24 protein-coding genes are annotated in these 23,177 nt (G+C 60.9%); 15 read left to right on the top strand and 9 right to left on the bottom strand.

Annotated elements, in window-relative coordinates; all coding sequences use genetic code 11:
• Window positions 1-49 precede the first annotated feature (49 nt).
• The gene (locus EFQ99_RS03180; RefSeq protein ID WP_126919196.1) at window positions 50-955 is read right to left on the bottom strand and encodes a choline sulfate utilization transcriptional regulator; all 906 of its coding nucleotides are present in this window, start codon (window positions 953-955) and stop codon (window positions 50-52) included.
• A 95-nt stretch (window positions 956-1,050) separates the two neighbouring features.
• On the opposite strand from EFQ99_RS03180, the gene betC reads away from it, so the two are divergent.
• Window positions 1,051-2,565: a choline-sulfatase gene (gene betC / locus EFQ99_RS03175; RefSeq protein WP_126919195.1), complete on the top strand. Its 1,515-nt coding sequence runs from the start codon at window positions 1,051-1,053 to the stop codon at window positions 2,563-2,565.
• A gap of 18 nt (window positions 2,566-2,583) precedes the next feature.
• On the opposite strand, the gene EFQ99_RS03170 is transcribed toward betC, so the two are convergent.
• Together EFQ99_RS03170 and EFQ99_RS03165 are read right to left on the bottom strand one after the other, a co-directional pair.
• Window positions 2,584-3,444: a sugar phosphate isomerase/epimerase family protein gene (locus EFQ99_RS03170; protein WP_126919194.1), complete on the bottom strand. Its 861-nt coding sequence runs from the start codon at window positions 3,442-3,444 to the stop codon at window positions 2,584-2,586.
• A gap of 66 nt (window positions 3,445-3,510) precedes the next feature.
• Window positions 3,511-4,881 carry an amidase gene (locus EFQ99_RS03165; protein WP_126919193.1) on the bottom strand — a complete coding sequence of 457 codons (1,371 nt, stop codon included), beginning with the start codon at window positions 4,879-4,881 and terminating at the stop codon, window positions 3,511-3,513.
• A gap of 274 nt (window positions 4,882-5,155) precedes the next feature.
• Between EFQ99_RS03165 and EFQ99_RS03160 the strand changes: the two genes are divergently transcribed.
• Window positions 5,156-5,434, top strand: coding sequence for a hypothetical protein (locus EFQ99_RS03160; RefSeq protein WP_126919588.1), 279 nt, complete (start codon window positions 5,156-5,158; stop codon window positions 5,432-5,434).
• Window positions 5,435-5,502: 68 nt separating this feature from the next.
• Window positions 5,503-5,940, top strand: coding sequence for a DUF1810 domain-containing protein (locus EFQ99_RS03155; RefSeq protein WP_126919192.1), 438 nt, complete (start codon window positions 5,503-5,505; stop codon window positions 5,938-5,940).
• Between the two features lie 32 nt (window positions 5,941-5,972).
• Here EFQ99_RS03155 and EFQ99_RS03150 read toward each other — a convergent pair whose 3' ends face one another.
• Entirely contained in the window at window positions 5,973-6,161 is a 189-nt protein-coding gene (locus EFQ99_RS03150; protein WP_126919191.1) for a hypothetical protein, read from the bottom strand.
• A gap of 68 nt (window positions 6,162-6,229) precedes the next feature.
• Window positions 6,230-6,853, bottom strand: a complete 624-nt coding sequence (locus EFQ99_RS03145) for a TetR/AcrR family transcriptional regulator (RefSeq protein ID WP_126919190.1) — start codon at window positions 6,851-6,853, stop codon at window positions 6,230-6,232.
• A gap of 127 nt (window positions 6,854-6,980) precedes the next feature.
• Between EFQ99_RS03145 and EFQ99_RS03140 the strand changes: the two genes are divergently transcribed.
• The 4 genes from EFQ99_RS03140 (at window position 6,981) to EFQ99_RS03125 (ending at window position 9,094) form a co-directional block, all read left to right on the top strand.
• Window positions 6,981-7,196 (top strand): hypothetical protein, encoded by a 216-nt coding sequence (locus EFQ99_RS03140; RefSeq protein WP_126919189.1) that lies wholly within the window; start codon window positions 6,981-6,983, stop codon window positions 7,194-7,196.
• 281 nt (window positions 7,197-7,477) lie between these two features.
• The gene (locus EFQ99_RS03135; protein ID WP_126919188.1) at window positions 7,478-8,326 is read left to right on the top strand and encodes an IclR family transcriptional regulator; all 849 of its coding nucleotides are present in this window, start codon (window positions 7,478-7,480) and stop codon (window positions 8,324-8,326) included.
• 70 nt (window positions 8,327-8,396) lie between these two features.
• Window positions 8,397-8,651 (top strand): FitA-like ribbon-helix-helix domain-containing protein, encoded by a 255-nt coding sequence (locus EFQ99_RS03130; RefSeq protein WP_126919187.1) that lies wholly within the window; start codon window positions 8,397-8,399, stop codon window positions 8,649-8,651.
• The gene (locus EFQ99_RS03125) at window positions 8,648-9,094 is read left to right on the top strand and encodes a type II toxin-antitoxin system VapC family toxin (protein WP_126919186.1); all 447 of its coding nucleotides are present in this window, start codon (window positions 8,648-8,650) and stop codon (window positions 9,092-9,094) included. Before EFQ99_RS03130 ends, EFQ99_RS03125 begins: the two co-directional genes overlap by 4 nt.
• Before the next feature lie 125 nt (window positions 9,095-9,219).
• Here the strand turns inward: EFQ99_RS03125 and EFQ99_RS03120 are convergent, their stop codons facing one another.
• Together EFQ99_RS03120 and EFQ99_RS03115 are read right to left on the bottom strand one after the other, a co-directional pair.
• On the bottom strand, window positions 9,220-10,428 hold the full coding sequence (locus EFQ99_RS03120) for an amidohydrolase/deacetylase family metallohydrolase (RefSeq protein ID WP_126919587.1): 1,209 nt from the start codon (window positions 10,426-10,428) through the stop codon (window positions 9,220-9,222).
• Between the two features lie 249 nt (window positions 10,429-10,677).
• Window positions 10,678-11,547, bottom strand: coding sequence for a sigma-70 family RNA polymerase sigma factor (locus tag EFQ99_RS03115; protein WP_126919185.1), 870 nt, complete (start codon window positions 11,545-11,547; stop codon window positions 10,678-10,680).
• 126 nt (window positions 11,548-11,673) lie between these two features.
• Between EFQ99_RS03115 and EFQ99_RS03110 the strand changes: the two genes are divergently transcribed.
• On the top strand, window positions 11,674-12,132 hold the full coding sequence (locus tag EFQ99_RS03110) for a carboxymuconolactone decarboxylase family protein (RefSeq protein WP_126919586.1): 459 nt from the start codon (window positions 11,674-11,676) through the stop codon (window positions 12,130-12,132).
• A 51-nt stretch (window positions 12,133-12,183) separates the two neighbouring features.
• Here the strand turns inward: EFQ99_RS03110 and rhaI are convergent, their stop codons facing one another.
• Entirely contained in the window at window positions 12,184-13,476 is a 1,293-nt protein-coding gene (gene rhaI / locus EFQ99_RS03105) for an L-rhamnose catabolism isomerase (RefSeq protein WP_126919184.1), read from the bottom strand.
• A gap of 227 nt (window positions 13,477-13,703) precedes the next feature.
• A complete protein-coding gene (locus EFQ99_RS03100) occupies window positions 13,704-15,800 on the bottom strand; it encodes a bifunctional rhamnulose-1-phosphate aldolase/short-chain dehydrogenase (RefSeq protein ID WP_126919183.1) in 2,097 nt (698 codons plus the stop codon).
• 200 nt (window positions 15,801-16,000) lie between these two features.
• On the opposite strand from EFQ99_RS03100, the gene EFQ99_RS03095 reads away from it, so the two are divergent.
• The 7 genes from EFQ99_RS03095 (at window position 16,001) to EFQ99_RS03065 (ending at window position 23,165) form a co-directional block, all read left to right on the top strand.
• Complete coding sequence (locus EFQ99_RS03095; protein WP_126919182.1) at window positions 16,001-16,813, top strand: DeoR/GlpR family DNA-binding transcription regulator; 813 nt, start codon at window positions 16,001-16,003, stop codon at window positions 16,811-16,813.
• A gap of 47 nt (window positions 16,814-16,860) precedes the next feature.
• The gene (gene rhaS, locus EFQ99_RS03090) at window positions 16,861-17,856 is read left to right on the top strand and encodes a rhamnose ABC transporter substrate-binding protein (RefSeq protein ID WP_126919181.1); all 996 of its coding nucleotides are present in this window, start codon (window positions 16,861-16,863) and stop codon (window positions 17,854-17,856) included.
• Between the two features lie 70 nt (window positions 17,857-17,926).
• Window positions 17,927-19,462, top strand: a complete 1,536-nt coding sequence (locus EFQ99_RS03085; protein WP_126919180.1) for a sugar ABC transporter ATP-binding protein — start codon at window positions 17,927-17,929, stop codon at window positions 19,460-19,462.
• A gap of 10 nt (window positions 19,463-19,472) precedes the next feature.
• A complete protein-coding gene (locus EFQ99_RS03080) occupies window positions 19,473-20,462 on the top strand; it encodes an ABC transporter permease (RefSeq protein WP_126919179.1) in 990 nt (329 codons plus the stop codon).
• Window positions 20,459-21,484 carry an ABC transporter permease gene (locus EFQ99_RS03075; RefSeq protein WP_126919178.1) on the top strand — a complete coding sequence of 342 codons (1,026 nt, stop codon included), beginning with the start codon at window positions 20,459-20,461 and terminating at the stop codon, window positions 21,482-21,484. The genes EFQ99_RS03080 and EFQ99_RS03075 overlap by 4 nt, the downstream gene beginning before the upstream one ends.
• The gene (gene rhaM, locus EFQ99_RS03070; protein ID WP_126919177.1) at window positions 21,481-21,801 is read left to right on the top strand and encodes an L-rhamnose mutarotase; all 321 of its coding nucleotides are present in this window, start codon (window positions 21,481-21,483) and stop codon (window positions 21,799-21,801) included. The genes EFQ99_RS03075 and rhaM overlap by 4 nt, the downstream gene beginning before the upstream one ends.
• The gene (locus EFQ99_RS03065; RefSeq protein WP_126919176.1) at window positions 21,798-23,165 is read left to right on the top strand and encodes an FGGY-family carbohydrate kinase; all 1,368 of its coding nucleotides are present in this window, start codon (window positions 21,798-21,800) and stop codon (window positions 23,163-23,165) included. Before rhaM ends, EFQ99_RS03065 begins: the two co-directional genes overlap by 4 nt.
• Window positions 23,166-23,177: the final 12 nt, after the last annotated feature.

The raw sequence follows: 23,177 nt of genomic DNA, 5'->3' as shown, positions 1-23,177 counted from the left end.
TCCGGGATAACCGCCGTCAGAGCCTTTGCGCCATGCGGCGCGGCTCGAGCTAGCCGACCTTTCCCGCCTCGTTCATCAGCCAGGCGCTGAGCTTCTCGCTGTGGGCGCTTGCCGATCGCGGCGGTACCAGCCAGTAACCGCGGTCGGCCGCCTCCAGCGACGGGCCGGCCTCCACCAGCATGCGCGCGGAGAGGAGCGTATCGACGAGACCGATCCAGCCGAGCGCTACGCCCTGCTCGCTGAGCGCGGCCTGTACAACCAGCGAATAGGTATTGAAACTGATGTCGCCGCGCCCGGCATAGGCGTCCCGGGCAGCGGAGAATTCGGCAAAATAACTGCGCCAGTCGAACCATGGCGACGGCATCGACGCGTCGAGATGGATCAGTCTCGCCTTGGCAAGCTGCCCTGGATTTTCGAATGGTCCGTTGCGATCGAGAAAGCCTTGCGTGCAGACTGGCACGACCTCTTCCGGCAGCAGAAGCGTACCGACAGCGCCGAAATCCGCCCGCGTCCCGAAAACGATCGCGACATCCGCATCGTCGCGAAACCCGACCTCCACCCTTTGCGTTGCGACGATCTGTGTGTCGGTTTCGGGATGCAGAAGGCGAAATCCGTCCATGCGCGGGATCAGCCAAAGCGCTGAAAAGGCATAGTCGGTTCTGAGCCTGACGACCGGCCTTTGGGCTTCGAGACGGAAACTGCGGGCGAGCGCATCGATGTCGCCGACCGCCTTGGCGGCCACATCAAGAAGCCGCTCGCCCTCTGCAGTCAGCTCGACGCCGCGGTGCCGCCGGTGCAGCAGGCTGACGCCGAACTGCTCTTCCAGCCGGCGGATCTGGTAGCTGACGGCAGGTTGCGTGAGTCCGAGACGTGCTGCCGCAGACGAAAAGCTCCCGAGTGTCGCGACCTGGACGAAGATGCGCATCCATCCAAGCTCAGGCTGATGGTCTGGCATAAAAATTCCTTTTGTCACCTATCAAAAAAAGCTGTCTTTACAGTTGCAATGATAGGCGCTTGAGTAAATTCTTCAAATAGCCAAAGAGGAATTCCATGACGCGTCCCAATATGCTCATCCTGATGGTGGACCAGTTGAATGGGACCTTCTTCCCGGATGGTCCCGCAGATTTTCTTCATGCGCCGCATCTGAAATCATTGGCAGATCGCTCCGTGCGTTTTACGAACGCCTATACCGCAAGCCCGCTCTGCGCGCCGGCGCGGGCCTCCTTCATGTCCGGACAGTTGCCGAGCCGGACGCGCGTCTATGACAATGCGGCGGAATTCGCCTCCGACATCCCGACCTATGCGCATCACCTGCGCGCCGCCGGATACCAGACGGCACTATCAGGCAAGATGCACTTCGTCGGCCCCGATCAGCTTCACGGTTTCGAGGAACGGCTGACGACGGACATCTACCCCGCCGATTTCGGCTGGACGCCCGACTATACCAAGCCGGGCGAGCGCATCGACTGGTGGTATCACAACCTCGGTTCCGTCACCGGCGCCGGCATTGCCGAGATCACCAACCAGATGGAGTATGACGATGAGGTCGCTTACCACGCCGCCCGCAAGCTCTTCGATCTCTCGCGCGGCCACGATGAGCGCCCCTGGTGCCTGACCGTCAGCTTCACCCATCCGCACGATCCTTATGTCGCGCGCCGCAAGTTCTGGGACCTCTATGAGGATTGCCCGGCGCTCGATCCGGCGGTTGCGCCGATCGCCTTCGACCAGCAGGACCCGCACTCGCAGCGGCTGATGAAAGCCTGCGATCACGATGCTTTCGACATCAGCCCGGAAGAAATCAGACGGGCAAGGCGCGGTTATTTCGCCAATATCTCCTATGTCGACGAGAAGATCGGCGAAATCCTCGACGTCCTGGAGCGGACCCGCATGGCCGAAAACACGATCATCGTCTTCGCATCCGACCATGGCGACATGCTCGGTGATCGCGGCCTCTGGTTCAAAATGAACTTCTACGAAGGATCGGCCCGCGTTCCGCTGATGATCTCAGTTCCCGGCTGGAAGCCCAGCCGCATCGATCAGCCCGTTTCCACGCTCGACGTGACGCCGACGCTCGCCGGTCTTGCCGGGATCGATATCGCCTCGTTGAAGCCGTGGACCGAGGGCTGGGATCTCGCAGCACTCGCTGAAGGTACCGGCAGTCGCGGTCCCGTGCCGATGGAATATGCCGCCGAAGGCTCCGAAGCGCCGCTCGTCTGCATCAGGGACGGTCGATACAAGCTGTCGCTCTGCGAGAAGGACCCGCCAATGCTGTTCGATCTCGACGCCGATCCCGAAGAACTCGACAATCTGGCGACCAATCCCTCGCATGCCGAGACCTTGGCAAGGCTTACCGAAGAGGCAAGCCGCCGCTGGAACCTTGCCGATTTCGACGCCGCCGTGCGCGAAAGCCAGGCGCGCCGCTGGGTGGTCTATGCGGCGCTTCGCAATGGCGCCTATTATCCATGGGACTATCAGCCGCTGCAGAAAGCCTCAGAGCGCTATATGCGCAACCACATGGATCTGAACGTGCTTGAGGAAAGCCAGAGGTTCCCGCGCCAGGAATGAGCGGGAAGTGTTTTTGATTTAAGCCGTCCGGCGCGCCGGCGCCTCGCGCAGGAAATCCTCGATGAACTGCTTTTGCAGCAGGATGCCATCCCATTCATCTTGGAAGAAGGGCGAGTCGTAGATCAGCGTGAAAGGACCGGCGTAACCGGCCTTCTCGCACATCTCCAGGCATTTGCGGTAATCCTCGGCATCGAGACCGGTGACGCCGTAATCAGCCTTGGCATGGCAGATTTCTGCCCGGCGCATGATATCGGCGAGGCCCTGGTATTTCGCAGGCGTTGCCCAGTTGCCAAGATCGCCGTTGAGCCCAACCTTGCCGTCCAGCCGGTCCAGCAGCCAGTTCATTTCGACGGGTGACGGCAGCAGGTCGAACCAATTCTCGACGACAACGCGCACACCGCTGCCTTCCGCCTTTTCGGCCAGCCAGCCAAGGTGACGAGCGGCGCGCCTGAGATTTTCCTCCGTCGGCTTCTGCTTGCCCGCAATGACCCGCATTCTCTGCGCTCCGAGGGCAGCGGCAATGCCGATCCACTCCGCCATCCATTCAACATCGCGTTCCGCTGTCTCGGCATGGCTGGGATCGCCATCCTCGACGAGCAATGTCTGGAACAGCACGTTCGACGCCGCCATGGCGCCGCGGAGTTCACCGAGATAGCCGGCATCGAGGCTCGGCAGATGGAAGGAACAGATTTCCAACCGGCGGATGTCGCGCGCCGCAAGTGCCGCGGGCACATCGATCAGCGCTGCGACGCCGGGTCCATAGGGCTCCTTCGGCGCAGCGCTTTTGTCGGGATCGGGGCTATAGGCATGGACGGCGCCAAGCAGCCGATGCAGTGACCATGTCGAAACCGCGAAGCGTCCGTTCTGCAAAACCTGCATATGCCTTCCTCCAGGATCTCCTCGTGCCATCAATGGCAACAAAAGCCGGGCGGTTCAATTGCGAATTCAGGCAAAATCGCCGCGGATGATCGCCTCGGCGGCAAGGCTCGTCCCGAGCAGCGCCTCATCGCGGCGGGCGGTCGCCGAAAGCAGCAGGCCGACCGGCATGCCTGATGCACCCGTGCCGCAGGGAATGGAGACGCCGCACCAGTCGAGGAAATTGCCGAGCGCGGTGTTGCGCAGCGTCTTGTTGTTTGTCGCGAAAAACAGATCGTCATCCTGCTCCAGAGGTTTAATCGGCGGAGCGACGTGCGCAACAGTGGGAAAGGCGATCAACCGGTCGCCGACAAGACGGTCGACATTAGCGACTAAGCGGCTGCGCGCTTCAAGGATACTGAGGTAATCGGGCAGCGTCGTCTTGCTTCCCAAGCGGGTGCGCACGACGACACGGTGATCCATCCTGTCTGCGTCCGGTCCCGCCAGCCGTTCGCGGTGAAGTGCGAAAGCCTCCGCCGTTACCAAAGGACCATATCTCGTCATCAGATCGAATATCTTGTCGAAGGCGGGAATGACGGTGCGGGCAATAGAGACGCCGGCCTTTTGGAGGCGTTCCAATGCTGCCTCGAAGGCGGCGACGACGCCGGGTTCCGCGCCCTCGAAGACGATATTTTCAGGCACGACGAGTTCCAATCCGTGCAGCGGACGCTCGACAACGTCAGGCGCCGTCAGACCGCGCATGCCGGCATCGATCCAGACCGCGTCCTTGACGGTGCGGCAGAGCGGCCCCAGCGAATCGAGGCTCTTTGCCAGGGGATAGACACCCTCCATCGCATAGCGGCCGCGGGTCGCCTTATAACCGACGATGCCGTTGAAAGCGGCTGGAATACGCACCGAGCCGCCCGTATCCGTGCCCATCGCCACCGGCACCAGCCCCGCTGCAACCGCGACGCCGGCGCCTGAGGACGAACCGCCGGGAATGCGAGGGAGATCCGCGCTTCGCGGATTGACCGGCGTACCGTAATGCGGGTTGATGCCAAGCCCGGAAAAAGCGAATTCGCTCATATTGGTGCGACCGACGGCAACCATGCCAGCCTGCCTGAGCAAACCGACGACGGCCGCATCGCGCTCGGCTGATGCATCCGCGGCTAGGACGACCGAACCGGCCGTGGTCGCCAGGCCTTCAATGTCGAAAAGATCCTTCCAGGCGATCGGAATGCCGTCCAGCAATCCGAGCGAGCGCCCTTCCCGCAAACGCTTCGAGGAGGCAACCGCCTCCTCCATCGCTCGGCTTTCGGTGAGCCTGGTGAAGACGGCCTTGTCGGCGTAATTGGCGATCGATTCGAAGATCGCCTCGGCCACGTCGACCGGATCGGCCGCACCGCCTTGAATGAGAACGGAAAGCTGCGCGACCGACATCGCGCCGAAGGATTTGCTCATAGGACGATCCAGACGAAAGATGATCCTTTCGACTACCCCGGATCGTTCCAACGAACCAGAGCTTCACGATATTTTGCATTTATTAGGACGATTTTTTGAACACTGAGTTTGCAGATTGCCCCTTCAATTACCACGATTGAAGACACACATGCTGCTCGCGTGAGGAGTGGGCTCGGCATGAGGGTAAGAGGTTTGCTCTTAAAGAACCGACTCCGCATGTGTTGCAGGAGTAAATTAAATGACAGATTGTGAAACTTTAAGCCGCCGCCAGGATATGGTGACCCTTCATGCGAAAGAGGATGAAACCATCGGCTTGGGCGAGCGCGACTATGTGGATCATGTCAGCGCGCAGAAACTTTCGGGCTTCGAACGCATTGTTGTGGTCGGAGCGCTTGTTGTCTTGAGCTTTGCGGGGTTCGCCGCATATTCTTCGGGCAACACAGACCCGATGACGACGTCGGCCATCACCGCCACATCAGGCGACAGCGCGCCGCATCATCCGGCCTACGGCCATTGCCGCGAGAGCAGCCCTTACGCCGAAAGGGTCTGCTGACCGAAAATACATCGCCGGGCATGGCAACCTTGGCCCAGGCTGCATCGACAGCAGAAAGGGAAAGGACCATGGCCGGCGATATCGACTACAACCTTCACCGCTTCGTCGACGCCCAGAACGGCATCTATGAAAAGGCGCTCTCCGAGCTGAAAGCCGGGCGCAAGACGTCTCACTGGATGTGGTTCATCTTCCCACAGATCGCCGGTCTCGGCACCTCTGTCATGGCCGAGAAATATGCGATCCGTTCGGCTGAGGAAGCCGCCGCCTATCTCGCCGATCCCATTCTCTCAAGCCGGCTGCTGCGCTGCGTCGAAGCCATACTGTCCATCAAAAGCCGATCCGCCCATGAGATCCTCGGCTCGCCCGACGACCTCAAATTCCGCTCATCGATGACCTTGTTTGCCGCGATCAGCGACCACGGTTCGCCCTTCCACCAGGCGATCGAGCATTTCTATCAGGGAAAATTCGACGAGCGGACGATGGAAATCCTCAGCGCCGGAAATTAGGCTTTTGGCGCATGCTTTTACTGGGAGTGCTTTCAGCGGCCTGGTCCGCTTTCCAGCGCGGCAATTTCCTCGGAAATCTCGCTCAGCCGCTCGCGCAGATCGCTGTCGGTGCCGTCATCGACTTCCTCGTCGCCGAAGCAATAACGCGCATCATGAAGCTCCAGCTTGGCTTCGAGCTCCGCGCGTCTGGCATACAGGCGCTTGAGATAGACGTAGTTCATCTCTCTGCCTCCACGTCATCCTCCCTTAGGGAACAACGACACCGAAGCAGTAAGGTTCCCGACGCGGTTCAGGCGAAAGAGGCGATCGCTGCCCTGCAGGCCTTGGCGAAATGGCCGCAGCATCCGTCGGCGCCCATGGCCTGCCGGCTGACACGCGCGCCTTCGAGGAGCAGCGTCAGAGTGTCGGCAAGCAACTGGGGTTCGCGTGCACCGGCCGCCGAACAGAGCGCAACCAGGCGGTCCCGCTGCTCGGCCTTGTGCCGCTCGATCATCTCATGGGCGGGATGGCCCTCGCCTTTGAGCTCGATGGCGGCGTTAGCGAGATCGCAGCCAGCGGGCTCGCCGTTCAGACACTGCGCCCGCATATCCACCCAGGCATTCAACTGGGCACGCGGATCGCCGGGATACTCTGCCTCCAGCTCGCGCCAGATCGCGCCCGCCTTGTCGGAAGCCCGGCGCAGCGTCTCGCAGACCAGTTCGTCCTTCGAACCGAAATGCCGATAGAGCGTCATCTTGTTGGTCAGAGCCGCGTCGGCGATAGCATCGACGCCGATGCCGCGGATGCCGTGCTCACGGAAAAGCTCCAGGGCAGTCGAGACGATACGCTCCCGCGGTGGGATGCGATCTTCTGGAGCGACTGCGGAGATTTCATTCGAAGTTTCTGATTTTTTTGCGGACGAAGTCCTTGACATCAATGTGACCGATCGGTAACAAACGTATTGTTACTTACCGGTAACACCACAGACCGCGAAAGTCAATGCCGAGGGCGTGGCGGCGGGAGTGGAACACGGGCGACCGCCCACGAAAGGAGGACAAGCCATGAGAAAGACCAGAGACGACCTGACGATATCCGAAGCCCTTCGCGACCCCCTGATCGCCATGGTGTTGCGCGCCGACGGCGTGAAGCTTGAAGACTTCAAGCAACTTCTGGAGACGGCGGCCGGTAAACGCGAACCGCGCCAAACGTCGGTGGGCAACATGATCGGTGCGCTTGCGAGCCGCGCCAATCTGCCGGCGATGCCCTGCTTCGGCTGATAACGCCGCCTGAACATTTTGGGGATCTCTCCCTGCCCCCGTCAAGGGCTGCCGTCCTAAGAAGCGGCGGCCTTTGTCGTTTGACGGTAACGTCCTGATATCCGGGGGACGACGCGCTCCGGCACTTCTCCTCATACCGCAGGATCATGCTTCCGGCGGCAGACGAAATGGCTAGCCGATTTCCATCGCTGCCGTATCGGCCCGCACGATCAACCTACAAGATGTTGCGATTTGCCACAGCGACCGCTGTGCCATAGTAATGTAATATAACCGCAGTTTTCATGAGGTGCGTGGAATTGGACGGAAAGACATCACCCGAAGTTTACTCCGAAGATGAAGGCCTTGCCGCCGAAGGCGGCGACAAGGGCACACGGCGTGCGCGCGTCAGCGGCATCGACCGGGCGCTTCAGGTGATCGATCATCTCTATGAGACCGGCTCGCCGGCCGGCGTCTATGCCATTGCCAAGGCAGTCAAGGCGCCGCTGTCGACCGTCTACGTCATCGTCGACGATCTCGTCGAAAAGAACATGCTGACGCGCCAGGCGGACGGCTCGATCTGGCTCGGCGCGCGGCTCTATCATTACGGCCTCGCCTATGCCCGATCGCTGGATTTCATGAGCATCGCCACCCATGAAATGCACGATCTCTGCCGCCAGGCCGGCGAAACCGTGCAGGTTTGCGGCCGCGACGGTGACTATATGCTGGTGCTTGCCATGGCCGACGGTCCGAGCCACTTCCAGGTGGCGTCGCGCGTCGGCACCCGCGTGCCGCTGAACTGGACGGCCTCGGGCCGCCTGCTCGCCGGCCACCTGCCGCAGGAAGAGCGCATCGAGCTCTTCAAGCGCTGCGCCCGCTCATCACCGACCGGCCGCGCCGAAATCGACCCGGGCACGCTGTCGGAAGCCGCCGGCAAGGCCTTCGAGGCGCGTCTGTCGATCCAGGCAGGCGAATCGGATTATGCGGTTGCCTGCATCGCCTCGCCGATCTGCGACCGCGACGGCCAGTGCGTTGCCACCATCTCCATCGTGCTGCCGGAACAGAAGGCATTTTCCGATGAAAACCACTATACGGCCCAGGTGCGCAGTTCGGCGGAACAGATCGAAAAGCTGATGGGGTGGCGTAACCGCTGAGTCCCTACCTTGCGACATGACTGCATGATGACTATATTGCTGTCATTGACAGCAATGGTGGGCTTTGAATATGGCCGTTCTGACAGTTCGAAACGTGCCCGACGAGGTGCATCGCGCATTGCGTGTGCGTGCGGCGATGCACGGGCGCAGCACTGAAGCGGAAGTTCGCGAAATCCTGGAAAGCGTGGTGAAGCCCGAGCAGCGCATTCGCTTGGGGGATGCGTTGGCCGAGCTCGGTCGGCACTTGGGGCTTAGCAATGATGATTTCTCAGTGTTTGACCAACTGCGTGACAAGACGCCGGCGGAGCCATTGAGATTTGAATGATCATCCTGGACACCAATGTCCTTTCCGAGGCCATGAAACCAGCCGCCAATGCGGCAGTGCGCTCGTGGCTGAACGAGCAGGTCGCTGAAACCCTGTATTTATCGAGTGTGACATTGGCCGAGCTGCTGTTTGGCATCGGTGCATTGCCGGACGGCCGGCGCAAGGCGGCTCTGAGCGAAATGCTCGGCGGCGTGCTCGAACTGTTTGGGGATCGGGTATTGCCGTTCGACGTGGGAGCTGCCCGGCATTATGCCGATCTTGCCGTCAGGGCTCGGGCGGACGGCAAAGGCTTCCCAACCCCTGACGGATATATTGCCGCCATAGCCGCTTCGAAGGGCTTTATTGTTGCAACGCGCGACGTCAGCCCCTTTGAGGCCGCGGGACTTACTGTCGTAAATCCGTGGAACCACCAAACATCCGATGCCTCTCCGGCGGACGTTTGATCGAACCAAGCCCAGCGGAGGATGCTAGAGCGGTTCAACTTTTCACGGAAGCGCAGACCGCTCTAACTTTTTGTTTTTACGCAATTCCGGACGGAAAACCGCTTCGCACTTTTCCTGGAATTGCTCTAGCGGTAAGAATAACCATGGCTGTGGCGCACAAGCTTGCGCGCCCGTGGCACATAGCGGCTGGCGGCGAAGGCATCCGCGCCGATAACCGCGTAGCGCGGCTCGAACAGCTTGTTGAGAACCGAGACATCGCCGTTGGAATCCGTCGCTTCGATCCCGGAGTCGACGAGGTCAAAAATGGTGAATTCGGCTTGCGAGCCGACCGCGAGACGGTTTTCCATCGACAGCTTGATGACCGATGCCGGCGCATGGGTGACGGCCTCGACCACCTTGTCGAAGGGCATGCCGACGCTCAACAGCTTCGACATCGTCGTCGCCAGATCCCAGACGGGGAAGTTCATCGAATGGCCGTGCAGGTCGGTCGAGATCGAGAATGGCAGAAGCCCGCGCGCGATCGCCGCTTCGGCGACCTTGAAGGAGAAGGAGGCGCCACCGTGGCCGATGTCGAGGCGGATGCCCTCGGAGGCGCAGCGCTCGGCGAGATAGAAGAGATCCTCGTCCTCCATGATGCTCGAACCGGCCTTGCCGTTGAAGCAGTGGGTAACGACGTCGCCTGGGCCGAGGATTTCGAGCACCTCATCATAGAGCGCCGGCGGTTCGCCGACATGTACCATCATCGGCACTTTCAGGATCTTGGCGATCTTTTTGCCAAGCTTGACGGGGGTGACGCCCCAGGAGCCGGTAATCACATGGCTGGCGCGCACCTTGATGCCGACAATGTGCTCGCTGTTTTCGGCATAGACTTCGAGGATGCGGTCGAGGTCGATATCTCTTATATCCCTAAGTTCGGCGACGCGGTTGCAGGCGACGAGGCCGATCGAGCCGAGATTGAGGAAGGCCTTGATGCGCTCGCGCGAGGGCTCGATGATATATTCGCGGAAGCCGTGAAAATTCGCCTCACCAGCCGAGCCGGCATCGACCAGCGTGGTGACACCGCGCTCGACGCCGCACTCCGAAGGGCGGATGGAGATGTCGGTGCCGCCGTGCCAGATGTGCACATGCAGGTCGACCCAGCCCGGGGAAATGAACGCGCCCTTGCCGTCGATGCGCGACACGTCCTGCGAGACGTCAAGCGATGGACCGATCTCGGCGATCCTGCCGTCGGCAGTGATGAAAATGTCGACCGCCTTCTCGGGTGTTCCCGCACCGAAAGCCATGGGTTTGACATTGGTGAGCAGGAGCGGTTTTTTCGCCTCGTCGCCGGTCATGCTGGGCATTCCTTCCAAGGTTTTGGATGCGGATCGGCCTGAGCCGGCGGCGATCCTTCTATTGATCATTATGGAAGGACGATGAAACGAATATCGTTCAAGATTCCATAATTACGTTATATAAATCTTTATAATAGAATATCGGTGACGCCATCTCTGTCAAGGGAAATGACTGGCGCGAAATGTCGGCAAGCGCGCTCGTTTCCAAGCGCGCTTTTCGAACATCAAGCTAATGCCTACGTTTTATTTTCAGTCCGAAAGGACCGAATAATCGACCCGTTCAATATGATCAGGATCGGCAAAGGCGTCGATCGAGACGATTAACCCGTCGGCAATGGTAAGCGCCACCACGACGCGGAGCTTACCCTGAATACGCACGATATAGCCGAGTTCGCCATCGACGAGAGCGACCTCTGCCGCCTGCGCCCTGCCCTTGAAGAGTTCGGCGATTGCCGGGGCGCCGCGAATTTCGCCGGCGGCGCCGAACTGTGCCGCCGTCGCATCCGGCCGGAAGACGACGTCGGGGGCGAGCACCGCGAGCAGCGCCGGTAGATCGCCATTGCGCGACGCGGCTAGAAACGCCTCGGCGATCAGTCGCTTGCGGCCGAGATCGACATCAGGCGTCTCATCCATGCCCTGTACGCGGCGGCGGGCACGGCTTGCGAGCTGGCGGGTGGCGGCGGACGAACGGCCGATGATCGGTGCAATCTCGTCGAAGGGCAGATCGAACATATCGTGCAGCACGAAGGCAACACGTTCGGCCGGCGCCAGCGTCTGCAGCACCACAAGCAGCGCCATGCCGACTGAATCGGCAAAGGCCGCCTCGCGCTCCGGATCGTTAGCCGGATCGGCGATCCCGCCATGGAAAGGCATCTCCAGCGGCTCCTCGCGCCGGGTCTTGCGCGATCGAAGCATATCGAGGCAGATGCGCGCCACCACGGTCGTCAGCCAGCCACCCAGATTGCCGACACTTGTTGCATCCGTGCGGTTGAGCCGCAGCCAGGCTTCCTGAACCGCATCGTCGGCCTCGCTGCGCGAGCCGAGCATGCGATAGGCGGCCGCTTTCAGATGCGCCCTGTTTGCCTCGAACTCATCGGCCAGCCATTTTTTCTCGTCCATCCGTCACATTCCTCCGCTGCGTTCCGTCAAGACCATGACGAACGAAAACCGGCCGATGTGACAACGCCGGTGGATCGTCAAACGACAAACGCATCAAGGAGACATATCATGCACGAGAGAATGGTCATGCAGGAAAGAATGGGAAATCCCGCCCTCGTCATTCCCGAGGCGATGCAGGCGCTGGCTGCCCTCAGCAAGATACCGGCCGACACCGGCCTTTCACCGAAGCTGCTCGAGCTCGTCAACCTGCGCGCCAGCCAGATCAACGGCTGCAGCGTCTGTGTCGACGGTCATCCCCGCATCGCCAAGAAGCTTGGCGAGACGGATGAAAGGCTTTTCGCCGTCAGCGCTTGGCGCGATTCGCCCTATTTCAGTGATGCCGAACGGGCAGCCCTCGAGCTTACCGAAGCGGTGACCCGCGTCAGCGATCGCGCCGACCCCGTGCCGGACGCTATCTGGGATGAGGCGACCCGGCATTATGACGGCAAGAGCCTCGCGGCACTCGTCATCGCCATCGCCAATATCAACGTCTGGAACCGGCTGAATATCGCCACCCGCCAGATCGCCGGCGCCTGGAAACCATGAGCGGCAATTGCCGGCAGCGTTTCACCCCCGCGCTGCCGGCAACCACGGTTCTCAGATGATACCGCCGCCGCCGGCAGCGGAGGCCGGGCGCTCGGCCGCCACTTGTCTGCGGTAGCCACTGGCGCGGTAGGCGGCGATCGGGTCGATCGCGCCGCCCGCCCGGCGGCGGGCTTCGGCCAGGATCGGCTCGACATCGGCGCGATAGGCGCGCTTCAGCGTTTCCGACGCCATCAGCGCGTCATTATCCTGCTGATAGCCATCGAGCGCGTTGCGGTCGACGAGAAGCGCCTGCGCATAGGCGCGGCGGATTTCGTTGGCGCTGTTGATCAGGCTTTCGATCGGGTCGGTGACATTGTGCGACTGGTCGATCATATGGGCCGGGTTGAAGTCGTTGACGCCGCGCTGCTCGGCATCCACCAGTTCGTTGAAAACCAGGAACAGCCGGTAGGGATCGATCACGCCGGCGTCGAGATCGTCATCGCCATATTTCGAGTCGTTGAAGTGGAAGCCGCCGAGCTTGCCGAACTGGATCAGGCGGGCAACGATCATCTCGATATTGGTATTCGGCGCATGGTGGCCGAGATCGACGAGGCAATAGGCCTTGGGGCCAAGCGTCTGGGCAATCAGGTAGTTGGTGCCCCAATCCTGCACGATTGTGGAATAGAAGGCCGGCTCGTACATCTTGTGCTCGGAGAAGAGTTTCCAATCATCGGGCAGCGCCTTATAGATATCGGCCATCGAGGCGAGGTAACGCTCGAATGCCCTGGTGAAATTGCTCTGGCCGGGGAAGTTCGAACCGTCGCCGATCCAGACCGTCAGCGCCGTGGAGCCGAGCGCCTTGCCGATCTCGATGCATTCGAGATTGTGCTCGACCGCCTGCGCCCGTGTTGCCGCATCGGTATGGCTGAGCGAGCCGTATTTGTAGGAATTAGCCTGGCCCGGCGCATCTGAGAACGTGTTGGAATTCATCGCGTCGAAGCCGAGACCGAGCGCATCACCCTTCGCCTTCAATTCCCTGGCATCCGCCTTGTCCCAGGGAATATGCAACGAAACATTCGGCGTCGCCTGCGTCAGCTGGTTGATGACGGCGCAATCGTCGAGCTTGTCGAAGATGCCGCGCGGTTCGCCGGTACCGGGAAAGCGGGCAAAACGCGTGCCGCCGGTGCCCACGCCCCAGGAGGGTACGGCGACGAAGAATTCGGCCACCCTGCGAGTGACCGTCTCGATATCGACGCCGCGGCGATCAAGCGTCGCACCCAGCGCCTCGTAATCGGCTTTCAGCGCGGCTGCCCGCTTGTCATTTTCGCTCGCGACCAGATCCTGCGCGATCCTCAGTTCAACCATGTCTTCCTCCCGACCTACATCGCGGTCTTGGACGCCCGCTGTTGCATTCCTCATTCCTGTGCTTGTCACAGGAATCCAGCCACGGCGCGCCTGCGCCGTGAATGACTCACATGTAGCGAGGATGATGTTCTCCCGCGCCCAAAGACTTGGGCGCACTGGATTCCTGTGACAAGCACAGGAATGAGGGAGGAGAGTAGCGTCCCCGCATCACCCCAAAGGCACGGTCGTTACCGCGTAAAACTCTGCACGTTGCCGGCGTCGACGTTGATGATGTTGCCGGTCGACTTGGCCGAAAGGTCCGAAGCGAGGAAATAGATCGCCTCGGCGATATCCTCCGGAAACACGTTGAGTTTCAGCATTGAACGCTTGCGGTAATGTTCCTCGAGATCATCAACCTCGATCTTCGACGAGGCGGCGCGCTGTTCGCGCCATTCCCCGCTCCAGATCTTTGAGCCGCGCAGGACAGCGTCCGGATTGACGGTGTTGACGCGGATGCCGGCATCCGCGCCTTCGAGCGCCAGGCATCGGGCGAGATGGATCTCGGCGGCCTTGGCCGTGCAATAGGCAGACGCATTCGGTGAGGCGGCGAGACCGTTTTTCGAAGCGACGAAGACGACGTTGCCGCCGAGCGCCTGACGGCGGAACAGACGGAACGCTTCGCGCGAGACGAGGAAATAGCCGGTCGCCAGAATGTCGATATTGCGGTTCCACGTCGAAAGCTCGGTCGCCTCGATCGGCGCGGAGGAGGCAATACCGGCATTCGAGACGAGGATATCGACGCCGCCGAATTCGACGCAGGCTTCCGCGAAGGAGGCGATCACAGCATCTTCCTTGGTGACGTCGAGCCGGACGCTGCGCACGGCGTCAGCGCCATATTTCTTGACGAAATCGGCTTCTGTGCCCTCGAGTGCCGCCTGGTCGATATCGGCAAGCACCACGCAGGCACCCTCGCCGACAAGCCGCGCAGCAGTTGCGCGGCCGATACCGCCGGCGCCGCCGGTGACGAAGGCCACGCGGCCGGCAAGGCTCTTCGGCTTCGGCATGCGCTGGAGCTTTGCCTCTTCGAGCAGCCAGTATTCGATATCGAAGGCTTCCTGCTCCGGCAGTCCCTGATATTCCGAAACCGTCGAGGCGCCGCGCATCACGTTGATCGCGTTGACATAGAATTCGCTGGCGATGCGGGCCGTCGCCTTGTCGCGGGCAAAGGACAGCATGCCGACGCCGGGTACAAGGAAGATGACGGGATTGGCGTCGCGCATGGCGGGCGAATTGTCATGCTTGCAGTCGTTATAATAGCGGGCGTAATCGGCGCGGTAATCCTCCAGCGTCTGATCTAGGCCGGCGATGATCGCGTCGACATCGGGCTTGGCCGGATCGAAATCGACGATCAGCGGGCGGATCTTGGTGCGCAGGAAATGGTCCGGGCAGCTGGTGCCGAGCGCGCCGAGGGGGCGCAGATCCCTGGAATTGACGAATTCGAGCACGGCGTCCTGATCGTCGAAGTGACCGAGCTTGCGCTCCTGCTTGCCGATGCGGCCGCGAATCTCCGGCATCAGCCGGGCGGCAATGGCGCGGCGCTCAGTGACGGGCAGGCTCTGCGTGACCGCACCGCCGAAAATCGTCTTTCCTTCGGTCTTTTCGGCAAACCAGAAGATCGCCTTGTTGATGATCTCAAGCGTCAGCTCGTAGCAGGCCTTGGCATCATCAGCCCAAGTGAACAGGCCGTGGCTTTCGAGTACGACGCCCTTGGCATTCGGGTTTGCGGCGACGAAGGCGCCGAGATCGAGGCCGAGCTGGAAGCCCGGACGACGCCAGGGCAGCCAGCCGATCTCGTTACCGAAGATCTGCTGCGTCAATTCTTTCGAGTTCTTCGACGCGGCAATGGCGATGATCGCGTCGGGATGCATATGGTCGACATGGGTGAAAGGCACGAAACCGTGCAGCGGCGTATCGATCGAGGCAGCGCGTGCATTCAGGCTGAAGGTGCAGTGCGGCAGGAAGCCGACCATGCGGTCTTCGTCCTCGACCCCCTTATAGATGCCCTTCAACGATTCCAGCTTGTTCTGATAGAGCGTCGCGAAACCGTCGAGCTTGATGGTGCCGACATCGCCGCCGGAGCCCTTGACCCAAAGCACCTTGACCTTGCCGCCATCAAGCGGATCGGTCTCCATCACCTTCGCCGAGGTATTGCCGCCGCCGTAATTGGTGATGCGCTTGTCGGCGCCGAGGAGATTGGAGCGATAGAGAAGCTTGCCGGGCTCGTCGAGGCCTGCCGCGTAACCATCATCCCACCGGTTTTCCAGAAGCCGGACGTTCGCCGCCATGTCATCCTCCCATATAAAATCATCATCGGGACGCGAGGGTCGCGCCCCTTTTCGTTGATGGTATCGCTCATCAAAACTGAACTTGTCAATCGAAAACGATCAAATTCGATTATTGTGCAGCGCAATATGAAAATTTATGATCGTTTGTGATTGACAGCTTTTAACGGATGCTCAATAAATATGACAAGAGGAGGAGCCCAATGCACGAACGCGAACGCCATCGCATCATCTTAAGCGCCGTTCAGGAAAAGTCCGTCGTCACGATCCAGGACATTTCCGAGCTGACGGAAGCCTCTGAAGCCACCATCCGGCGCGACATTGCGGCTCTTCATGTGCAGGGCAAGATCCGTCGTGTCCGCGGCGGCGCCGAAGCGGTACACCCGCCCCAACTCGGCAATCTGGCCGGCCGGCCCTTCCGCGTTTCAGAATCGGTCAACATCGATAAAAAACGCGCAATTGCGCGCGCAGCCGTCGATCTCTGCGAAGCGGGCGATGCCATCATCATCAATGGCGGCACCACGACCTTCCAGATGGTGCATTACATGGCCGGCCACCGCCTGCAGGTGATGACCAACTCTTTTGCGATTGCCGAACACCTGGTCAAGCATTCCAAAAACACGGTGACGGTGCCTGGAGGCGCGATCTATCGCGAACAGAGCCTCATCCTGTCACCTTTCGACAATGACGCGATCCGCAACTTTTATGCGCGGCGCATGTTCATCGGCGCCCAGGGCGTCGGCCCGCTCGGCATCATGGAGGCGGATGCCCTCATCATTCAAAGCGAGCAGAAGCTGATGCACCAGGCCGACGAACTCGTCGTCATGGTCGATTCAAGCAAATTCAATCGCCGGTCGAGCCTCATTCTCTGCGCGCTCGACCGCGTTTCTGTGGTCATCACCGATGACGGGATCCCGGACGAGGCAGCCCGCATGATCGAGAATGCAGGCGTCCGCCTCGTTGTCGCAAGCCCGGTGGCCCAGAATGTGAAGGAGGATTCCTCGTCGGTCGCATGAGGCGCCGTCGAGGTGTGGAAGTCTAATCTTAATGGGAGGAAAGTGACATGAAACTCGCAAAAACACTGGCGCTCAGCGTAGCGCTGGCCGTCGCCATGATGGCCGGCACCGCAAGCGCCAAGGACATCAAGATCGGCCTGGTCGTGAAGTCGCTCGGCAACGGCTTCTTCGACGCCGCCAACAAAGGCGCCCAGGAAGCAGCCAAGGAACTCGGCGGCGTGGAAGTGATCTACACCGGTCCGACGACCACGACGGCCGAAGGCCAGATCGAAGTCATCAACTCGCTGATCGCTCAGGGCGTTGACGCCATCGCCGTTTCGGCCAACGATCCGGACGCGCTCGTACCGGCGCTGAAGAAGGCTGCCCAGCGCGGCATCAAGGTCATCTCCTGGGATTCCGGCGTGGCACCTGAAGGCCGCATCCTGCAGCTCAACCCGTCGTCCAACGAGCTGATCGGCAAGATGTGCTTGACGCTCGCCAAGGACCACCTCGACGGCGGCAAGGGTGACTTCGCCATCCTGTCGGCAACGACCACCTCGACCAACCAGAACATCTGGATCGACCAGATGAAGAAGCAGCTCAAGGATTTCCCGGGCCTCAACCTCGTCACCACGGTTTACGGCGACGACCTCTCGGACAAGTCCTATCGTGAAGCCGAAGGCCTGCTGAAGTCCAACCCCAACGTCAAGGTCATCGTCGCTCCGACGACCGTCGGCGTTCTGGCTGCTTCGAAGGTCGTTGAAGACAAGGGTCTGGTCGGCAAGGTCTACGTCACCGGTCTCGGCCTGCCCTCTGAAATGGCTGGCGCGATCAAGTCCGGCGCGACCAAGGAATTCGCCATCTGGAACCCGATCGACCTCGGCTATTCCGCAACGCAGATCGCTTATCACCTGGCAAAGGGTGATGCCGATGGCAAGCCGGGCAGCGAAATCGAAGCCGGCCGCATGGGCAAGATCAAGATTGGCGACAATGGCGAAGCCGCCATGGCCGATCCCTTCGTCTACAACGCTTCGAATATCGACCAGTTCTCCAAGGTCTTCTGATCGTAGATCATGAACGGACACCCGGCGGCTCTGTCGCCGGGCTTCTCTTTCGATGGTGGTAAGCTTGCTGATGACCCCTGCCCTTCAACACCCCGTCTCGGACCCAAAACCTGATGACGCAACTGCCATTCTGGAAATGCGCGGCATCTCCCAGATCTTTCCTGGCGTGAAGGCGCTCGACAATGTCAGCATCGCGCTTCATCCCGGCACGGTGACGGCGCTGATTGGCGAAAACGGCGCCGGCAAATCGACGCTCGTCAAGATCCTGACCGGCATCTACCGGCCGAACGAAGGCGAGATCCTGGTCGACGGCCATTTGACGACCTTTGCCAGCGCCCAGGCCGCGATCGATGCCGGCGTGACCGCTATCCATCAGGAAACGGTGCTGTTTGACGAGCTAACGGTTGCCGAAAACATCTTCCTCGGTCATGCGCCGCGCACGCGTTTGCGCACCATCGACTGGACGGCGATGAACAGCCGCTCGAAGACGCTGCTGACCGCGCTCGAAAGCAATATCGATCCGACCATCCGCCTGAAGGACCTCTCGATCGCGCAGCGCCATCTGGTGGCGATTGCGCGCGCGCTGTCGATCGAGGCCCGCATCGTCATCATGGACGAGCCGACCGCCGCCCTTTCCCGCAAGGAGATCGACGATCTCTTCCGCATCGTCCGCGGTCTGAAGGAGAAGGGCAAGGCGATCCTCTTCATCAGCCACAAGTTCGACGAGCTCTATGAGATTGCCGACGATTTCGTCGTCTTCCGCGACGGCCGCGCCGTCGGCCAAGGCCGGCTCAAGGAAACGCCGCAGGACGAGATCGTCCGGATGATGGTCGGCCGCGACGTCGAGAACGTATTTCCGAAGATCGATGTCGCCATCGGCGGCCCGGTGCTCGAAGTCGAAAAATACAGCCACCGCACCGAGTTCCGCGATATTTCGCTGACGTTGCGCAAGGGCGAGATTCTCGGCATCTACGGCCTGATCGGCGCCGGGCGCTCGGAGCTCGCGCAATCGCTCTTCGGCATCACCAGGCCACTCTCCGGCAGGCTTGTTCTCGAAGGCCGGGAAATTTCGATCAATTCTCCGCACGACGCCATCCGCGCCGGCATCGTCTACGTGCCGGAAGAGCGCGGCCGCCATGGCCTGGCGCTGCCGATGCCGATCTATCAGAACATAACGCTGCCGTCCTTGACGCGCACCTCACGCAAAGGCTTTCTGCAGGCGGCGCAAGAATTCGCGCTCGCCCGCAAATATGCCGAGCGGCTGGATCTGCGCGCGGCGGCCCTTTCCGTGCCTGTGGGTACGCTGTCTGGCGGCAACCAGCAGAAGGTCGTCATCGGCAAATGGCTTGCCACCATGCCCAAGGTCATCATCCTCGATGAACCCACCAAGGGCATCGACATCGGCTCGAAGGCCGCCGTCCACGGCTTCATCAGCGAGCTTGCCGCAGAAGGTCTCTCGATCATCATGATCTCTTCCGAACTGCCCGAAATCATCGGCATGTCGGATCGCGTGTTGGTCATGAAGGAAGGCCTCTCAGTCGGGCTCTTCGAGCGCGATAAGCTTTCGCCGGAAGCGCTGGTGCGCGCGGCGACCGGAAATGCATGAGGTGATGGGCATGGCCAAACTGATTAGAAAACGCGAAACTCTGCTGTTCGCCATCATCGTGGTGATGATCGTCGTCTTTTCGACGCGCGCGGCCGATTTCGCCACACCCGATAATCTTGCCGGCATCTTCAACGATACGGCGATCCTCATCATCCTGGCGCTTGCCCAGATGACCGTCATCCTGACGAAATCGATCGATCTCTCGGTTGCCGCCAACCTTGCCTTTACCGGCATGGCCATTGCGATGACCAACGCTGCTTTTCCGGGCCTGCCGCTGATCGTGCTCATCCTTGCCGCGATCGCGATCGGCGCCGCGCTCGGCACGATCAACGGTTTCCTCGTCTGGCGCCTCGAAATCCCGCCGATCGTCGTGACGCTCGGCACGCTCACCATCTATCGCGGCATGGCCTTCGTGCTGTCGGGCGGCGCCTGGGTCAACGCGCATCAGATGACGCCGATCTTCCTCTCCGTCCCCCGCACGCCGATCCTCGGCCTGCCGGTGCTGAGCTGGGTGGCGATCATCATCGTTGCGCTGATGTACATGCTGCTGCGCTACAGCCAGTTCGGCCGCTCGGCCTATGCGACCGGCGGCAATCCGACGGCGGCCGTCTATGCCGGCATCGATACGGGCAAGACGAAATTCTTGGCCTTCGTGCTTTCGGGCGCGCTCGCCGGCCTGTCCAGCTATCTCTGGGTCTCGCGTTATGCGGTCGCCTATGTCGATATCGCCAACGGTTTCGAACTCGACAGCGTCGCAGCCTGCGTCATCGGCGGCATTTCCATTGCCGGCGGCGTCGGCTCGGTCGCCGGCACGGTGCTCGGCGCGCTTTTCCTCGGGGTCATCAAGAACGCTCTGCCCGTCATCGGCATTTCGCCTTTCACCCAGATGGCGATCTCTGGAACCGTCATCATCCTTGCCGTCGTCTTCAACGCCCGGCGCGAGCGTAATCGCGGCCGCATCATCCTGCGGGATCGCGCAGCGGCGGAGGTCAGAGCATGAGCATGGTTTCCGCCCCCCTCGACAAGCAGCCATCCGAAAAGCGCGTCATTCCCGACCGTCTCGGCACGCCCTTCCGCCGCATCGCCGCGAGCTGGGAAGTGCTGCTCTTTGCCGTCGCCGTCCTCATCTTCGTCTTCAATTCCCTGGCCTCACCCTACTTCCTCGATGCCTGGAACCTCTCGGACGCCACCTTCAACTTCACCGAAAAGGCAATGATCGCCTTTGCCATGGCGTTGCTCGTCATATCTGGTGAGATCGATCTTTCGGTAGCCGCCATCATTGCGCTCGCCTCGACGGCAATGGGTGCCGCGGCCCAGATCGGCATCGGCACGCCGGGCCTGGTTCTCATCGGCATCGGCACCGGCCTTGCCTGCGGCATCTTCAACGGCGTCCTCGTCTCTGTGCTGAAATTGCCGTCGATCGTCGTCACCATCGGCACGATGAGCCTGTTCCGCGGCATCTCCTACATCGTACTCGGCGACCAGGCCTATGGCAAATATCCGGCGGATTTTGCCTATTTCGGCCAAGGTTACGTCGTCTGGGTGTTTTCCTTCGAGTTCGTGCTCTTCATCGTGCTGGCGATCCTCTTTGCGATCCTGCTGCATGCGACGAATTTCGGCCGCCAGGTCTATGCGATCGGCAACAACGACTTTGCCGCCCGCTTTTCCGGCATCCCGGTCGAGCGCGTCAAATTCATCCTCTTCCTGCTGACCGGTATCATGAGCGGTGTCGCCGCCGTCTGCCTGACCTCACGCCTCGGTTCGACCCGGCCATCGATCGCACAAGGCTGGGAACTCGAGGTCGTCACCATGGTCGTACTCGGCGGCATCTCGATCCTCGGCGGTTCTGGTACGATCGGCGGGGTCGTCATCGCCGCCTTCGTCATGGGCCTCGTCACCTTCGGTCTCGGCCTGTTGAACGTGCCGGGTATCGTCATGTCGATCTTCATCGGCCTGCTTCTCATCATTACCATCGCCATCCCGATCATCGCCCGCCGCATCAAGATCATGAGTTCCCGATGACCTCAGAAAAACACGCCTTCAAGATGCAGCTCAATCCCGGCATGGAAGCCGAATACCGCAAGCGGCATGACCAGATCTGGCCGGAACTGGTCGATCTCCTGCATAAATCAGGCGCTAGCGACTATTCCATCCATCTCGACCGTGAGACCAACACGCTATTCGCAGTGCTGACGCGGCCGAAAGACCACAGGATGGCGAGCCTGCCGGAACATCCGGTCATGAAGAAATGGTGGGCTCATATGGCCGATATCATGGCGACCAATCCAGACAATTCGCCTGTTCAAAGCGACCTAATCACCGTCTTCCATATGCCATGAGCAATTATCACCGCATCGCCGTCCTCGATATCGGCAAGACCAATGCCAAGGTCGTCGTGCTCGACAGCCGGACCGGTGCCGAAATCGCCGTCCTGAAACGGCCTAATATCACGATCAAGACCGGCCCCTACCCGCATTACGACATAGAGGCTCTCTGGTCCTTCGCCCTCGACGCGCTGAAGAGCCTTGCGCGCGAACCCGGCTTCGACGCCATTTCGATCACCACCCATGGCGCCGCCGCAGCACTCCTCGGCCAGGACGGCACGCTTGCCATGCCTGTGATCGATTACGAACACGAATATCCGCAGGAGATCCGCGATGCCTATACACGGCTGCGCCCCTCCTTCGACGAAACCTTCTCGCCGCGCCTCGCGATGGGCCTCAATGTTGGCGCGCAGCTGCATTACCAGAGAACCGCCTTTCCCGAGCAATTCGCCGGGGTCACTAATATCCTCACCTACGCTCAGTACTGGACGGCGCGCCTGACAGGCGTCGCTGCCAACGAGCTGACCTCGCTCGGCTGCCACACCGACCTCTGGAATCCGAAGACATCAAACTATTCCTCACTGGTCGACAGGCTCGGCATCCGCGAGCTGATGGCGCCGATCCGTTCCGCCTTCGATGCGCTCGGCCCCGTCCTGCCTGAGATCGCCGATCAAATCGGCATCTCTGTGCTGGTCTATTGCGGCATCCACGATTCCAACGCTTCGCTGCTGCCGCATCTCGTCCATCGCGAGGCGCCCTTCGCCGTCGTCTCAACAGGCACCTGGGTCATCAGTTTCGGTGTCGGCGGCGATCTCGATCATCTCGATCCGAAACGCGATACGCTCGCCAATGTCGATGCCTATGGCCGAGCCGTTCCCTCCTCGCGTTTCATGGGCGGGCGGGAATTCGAGATTCTCTCGGCCGAGATCGGATATGCCGACGAAAAGGATGTTCAGGCGGCGATCGGGGCTGTGATCGCAAAGGGCATGCTGCTGCTGCCGAACATCGCGCCCGGTTCCGGACCCTTTCCTGACAAGGCAAGCCGCTGGATCGGCGCGGAGGAGGCAAGCCGCGAGGAACGTCACGCCAGCGCCTGCCTTTATCTCGCTCTGATGACCGATGCCTGCCTCGGGCTGATCGGCGCCAAAGGCCCTGTGATCGTCGAAGGTCCGTTTGCCCTGAACGCGACCTATCTCAAACTGCTTGCGGCTCTTACCCGCCGTGAGGTCATGGCCATTCCCGGCTCGACCGGCACCAGCCAGGGGGCGGCACTTCTCACCGGCATCCGCCCGGTGTCGGGTGCCGAGACCCACTTCCCGCCGGCCGATATCCCGGGACTGGCCGCCTATCGCGATCGCTGGTACGCGGCGATGGAATAGGACTCTTTCCAA

This window comes from Rhizobium vallis (assembly GCF_003985155.1).
In the GTDB taxonomy this organism is placed as follows: domain Bacteria; phylum Pseudomonadota; class Alphaproteobacteria; order Rhizobiales; family Rhizobiaceae; genus Rhizobium; species Rhizobium vallis.
The sequence above is the reverse complement of the archived record's forward strand: the minus strand, read 5'-3'. Positions and strand labels throughout refer to the sequence as shown.

Coding starts and splice junctions, on each gene's coding strand:
- EFQ99_RS03095 (WP_126919182.1), top strand. CDS start 16,001: ATGCACGAACGCGAACGCCATCGCATCATCTTAAGCGCCGTTCAGGAA.
- rhaI (WP_126919184.1), bottom strand. CDS start 13,476: ATGGTTGAACTGAGGATCGCGCAGGATCTGGTCGCGAGCGAAAATGAC.
- EFQ99_RS03160 (WP_126919588.1), top strand. CDS start 5,156: ATGGTGACCCTTCATGCGAAAGAGGATGAAACCATCGGCTTGGGCGAG.
- EFQ99_RS03135 (WP_126919188.1), top strand. CDS start 7,478: ATGAGGTGCGTGGAATTGGACGGAAAGACATCACCCGAAGTTTACTCC.
- rhaS (WP_126919181.1), top strand. CDS start 16,861: ATGAAACTCGCAAAAACACTGGCGCTCAGCGTAGCGCTGGCCGTCGCC.
- EFQ99_RS03080 (WP_126919179.1), top strand. CDS start 19,473: ATGGCCAAACTGATTAGAAAACGCGAAACTCTGCTGTTCGCCATCATC.
- EFQ99_RS03155 (WP_126919192.1), top strand. CDS start 5,503: ATGGCCGGCGATATCGACTACAACCTTCACCGCTTCGTCGACGCCCAG.
- EFQ99_RS03170 (WP_126919194.1), bottom strand. CDS start 3,444: ATGCAGGTTTTGCAGAACGGACGCTTCGCGGTTTCGACATGGTCACTG.
- EFQ99_RS03075 (WP_126919178.1), top strand. CDS start 20,459: ATGAGCATGGTTTCCGCCCCCCTCGACAAGCAGCCATCCGAAAAGCGC.
- EFQ99_RS03145 (WP_126919190.1), bottom strand. CDS start 6,853: ATGTCAAGGACTTCGTCCGCAAAAAAATCAGAAACTTCGAATGAAATC.
- EFQ99_RS03130 (WP_126919187.1), top strand. CDS start 8,397: ATGGCCGTTCTGACAGTTCGAAACGTGCCCGACGAGGTGCATCGCGCA.
- EFQ99_RS03100 (WP_126919183.1), bottom strand. CDS start 15,800: ATGGCGGCGAACGTCCGGCTTCTGGAAAACCGGTGGGATGATGGTTAC.
- EFQ99_RS03125 (WP_126919186.1), top strand. CDS start 8,648: ATGATCATCCTGGACACCAATGTCCTTTCCGAGGCCATGAAACCAGCC.
- EFQ99_RS03065 (WP_126919176.1), top strand. CDS start 21,798: ATGAGCAATTATCACCGCATCGCCGTCCTCGATATCGGCAAGACCAAT.
- EFQ99_RS03115 (WP_126919185.1), bottom strand. CDS start 11,547: ATGGACGAGAAAAAATGGCTGGCCGATGAGTTCGAGGCAAACAGGGCG.
- EFQ99_RS03165 (WP_126919193.1), bottom strand. CDS start 4,881: ATGAGCAAATCCTTCGGCGCGATGTCGGTCGCGCAGCTTTCCGTTCTC.
- EFQ99_RS03150 (WP_126919191.1), bottom strand. CDS start 6,161: ATGAACTACGTCTATCTCAAGCGCCTGTATGCCAGACGCGCGGAGCTC.
- EFQ99_RS03120 (WP_126919587.1), bottom strand. CDS start 10,428: ATGACCGGCGACGAGGCGAAAAAACCGCTCCTGCTCACCAATGTCAAA.
- betC (WP_126919195.1), top strand. CDS start 1,051: ATGACGCGTCCCAATATGCTCATCCTGATGGTGGACCAGTTGAATGGG.
- rhaM (WP_126919177.1), top strand. CDS start 21,481: ATGACCTCAGAAAAACACGCCTTCAAGATGCAGCTCAATCCCGGCATG.
- EFQ99_RS03140 (WP_126919189.1), top strand. CDS start 6,981: ATGAGAAAGACCAGAGACGACCTGACGATATCCGAAGCCCTTCGCGAC.
- EFQ99_RS03085 (WP_126919180.1), top strand. CDS start 17,927: ATGACCCCTGCCCTTCAACACCCCGTCTCGGACCCAAAACCTGATGAC.
- EFQ99_RS03180 (WP_126919196.1), bottom strand. CDS start 955: ATGCCAGACCATCAGCCTGAGCTTGGATGGATGCGCATCTTCGTCCAG.
- EFQ99_RS03110 (WP_126919586.1), top strand. CDS start 11,674: ATGCAGGAAAGAATGGGAAATCCCGCCCTCGTCATTCCCGAGGCGATG.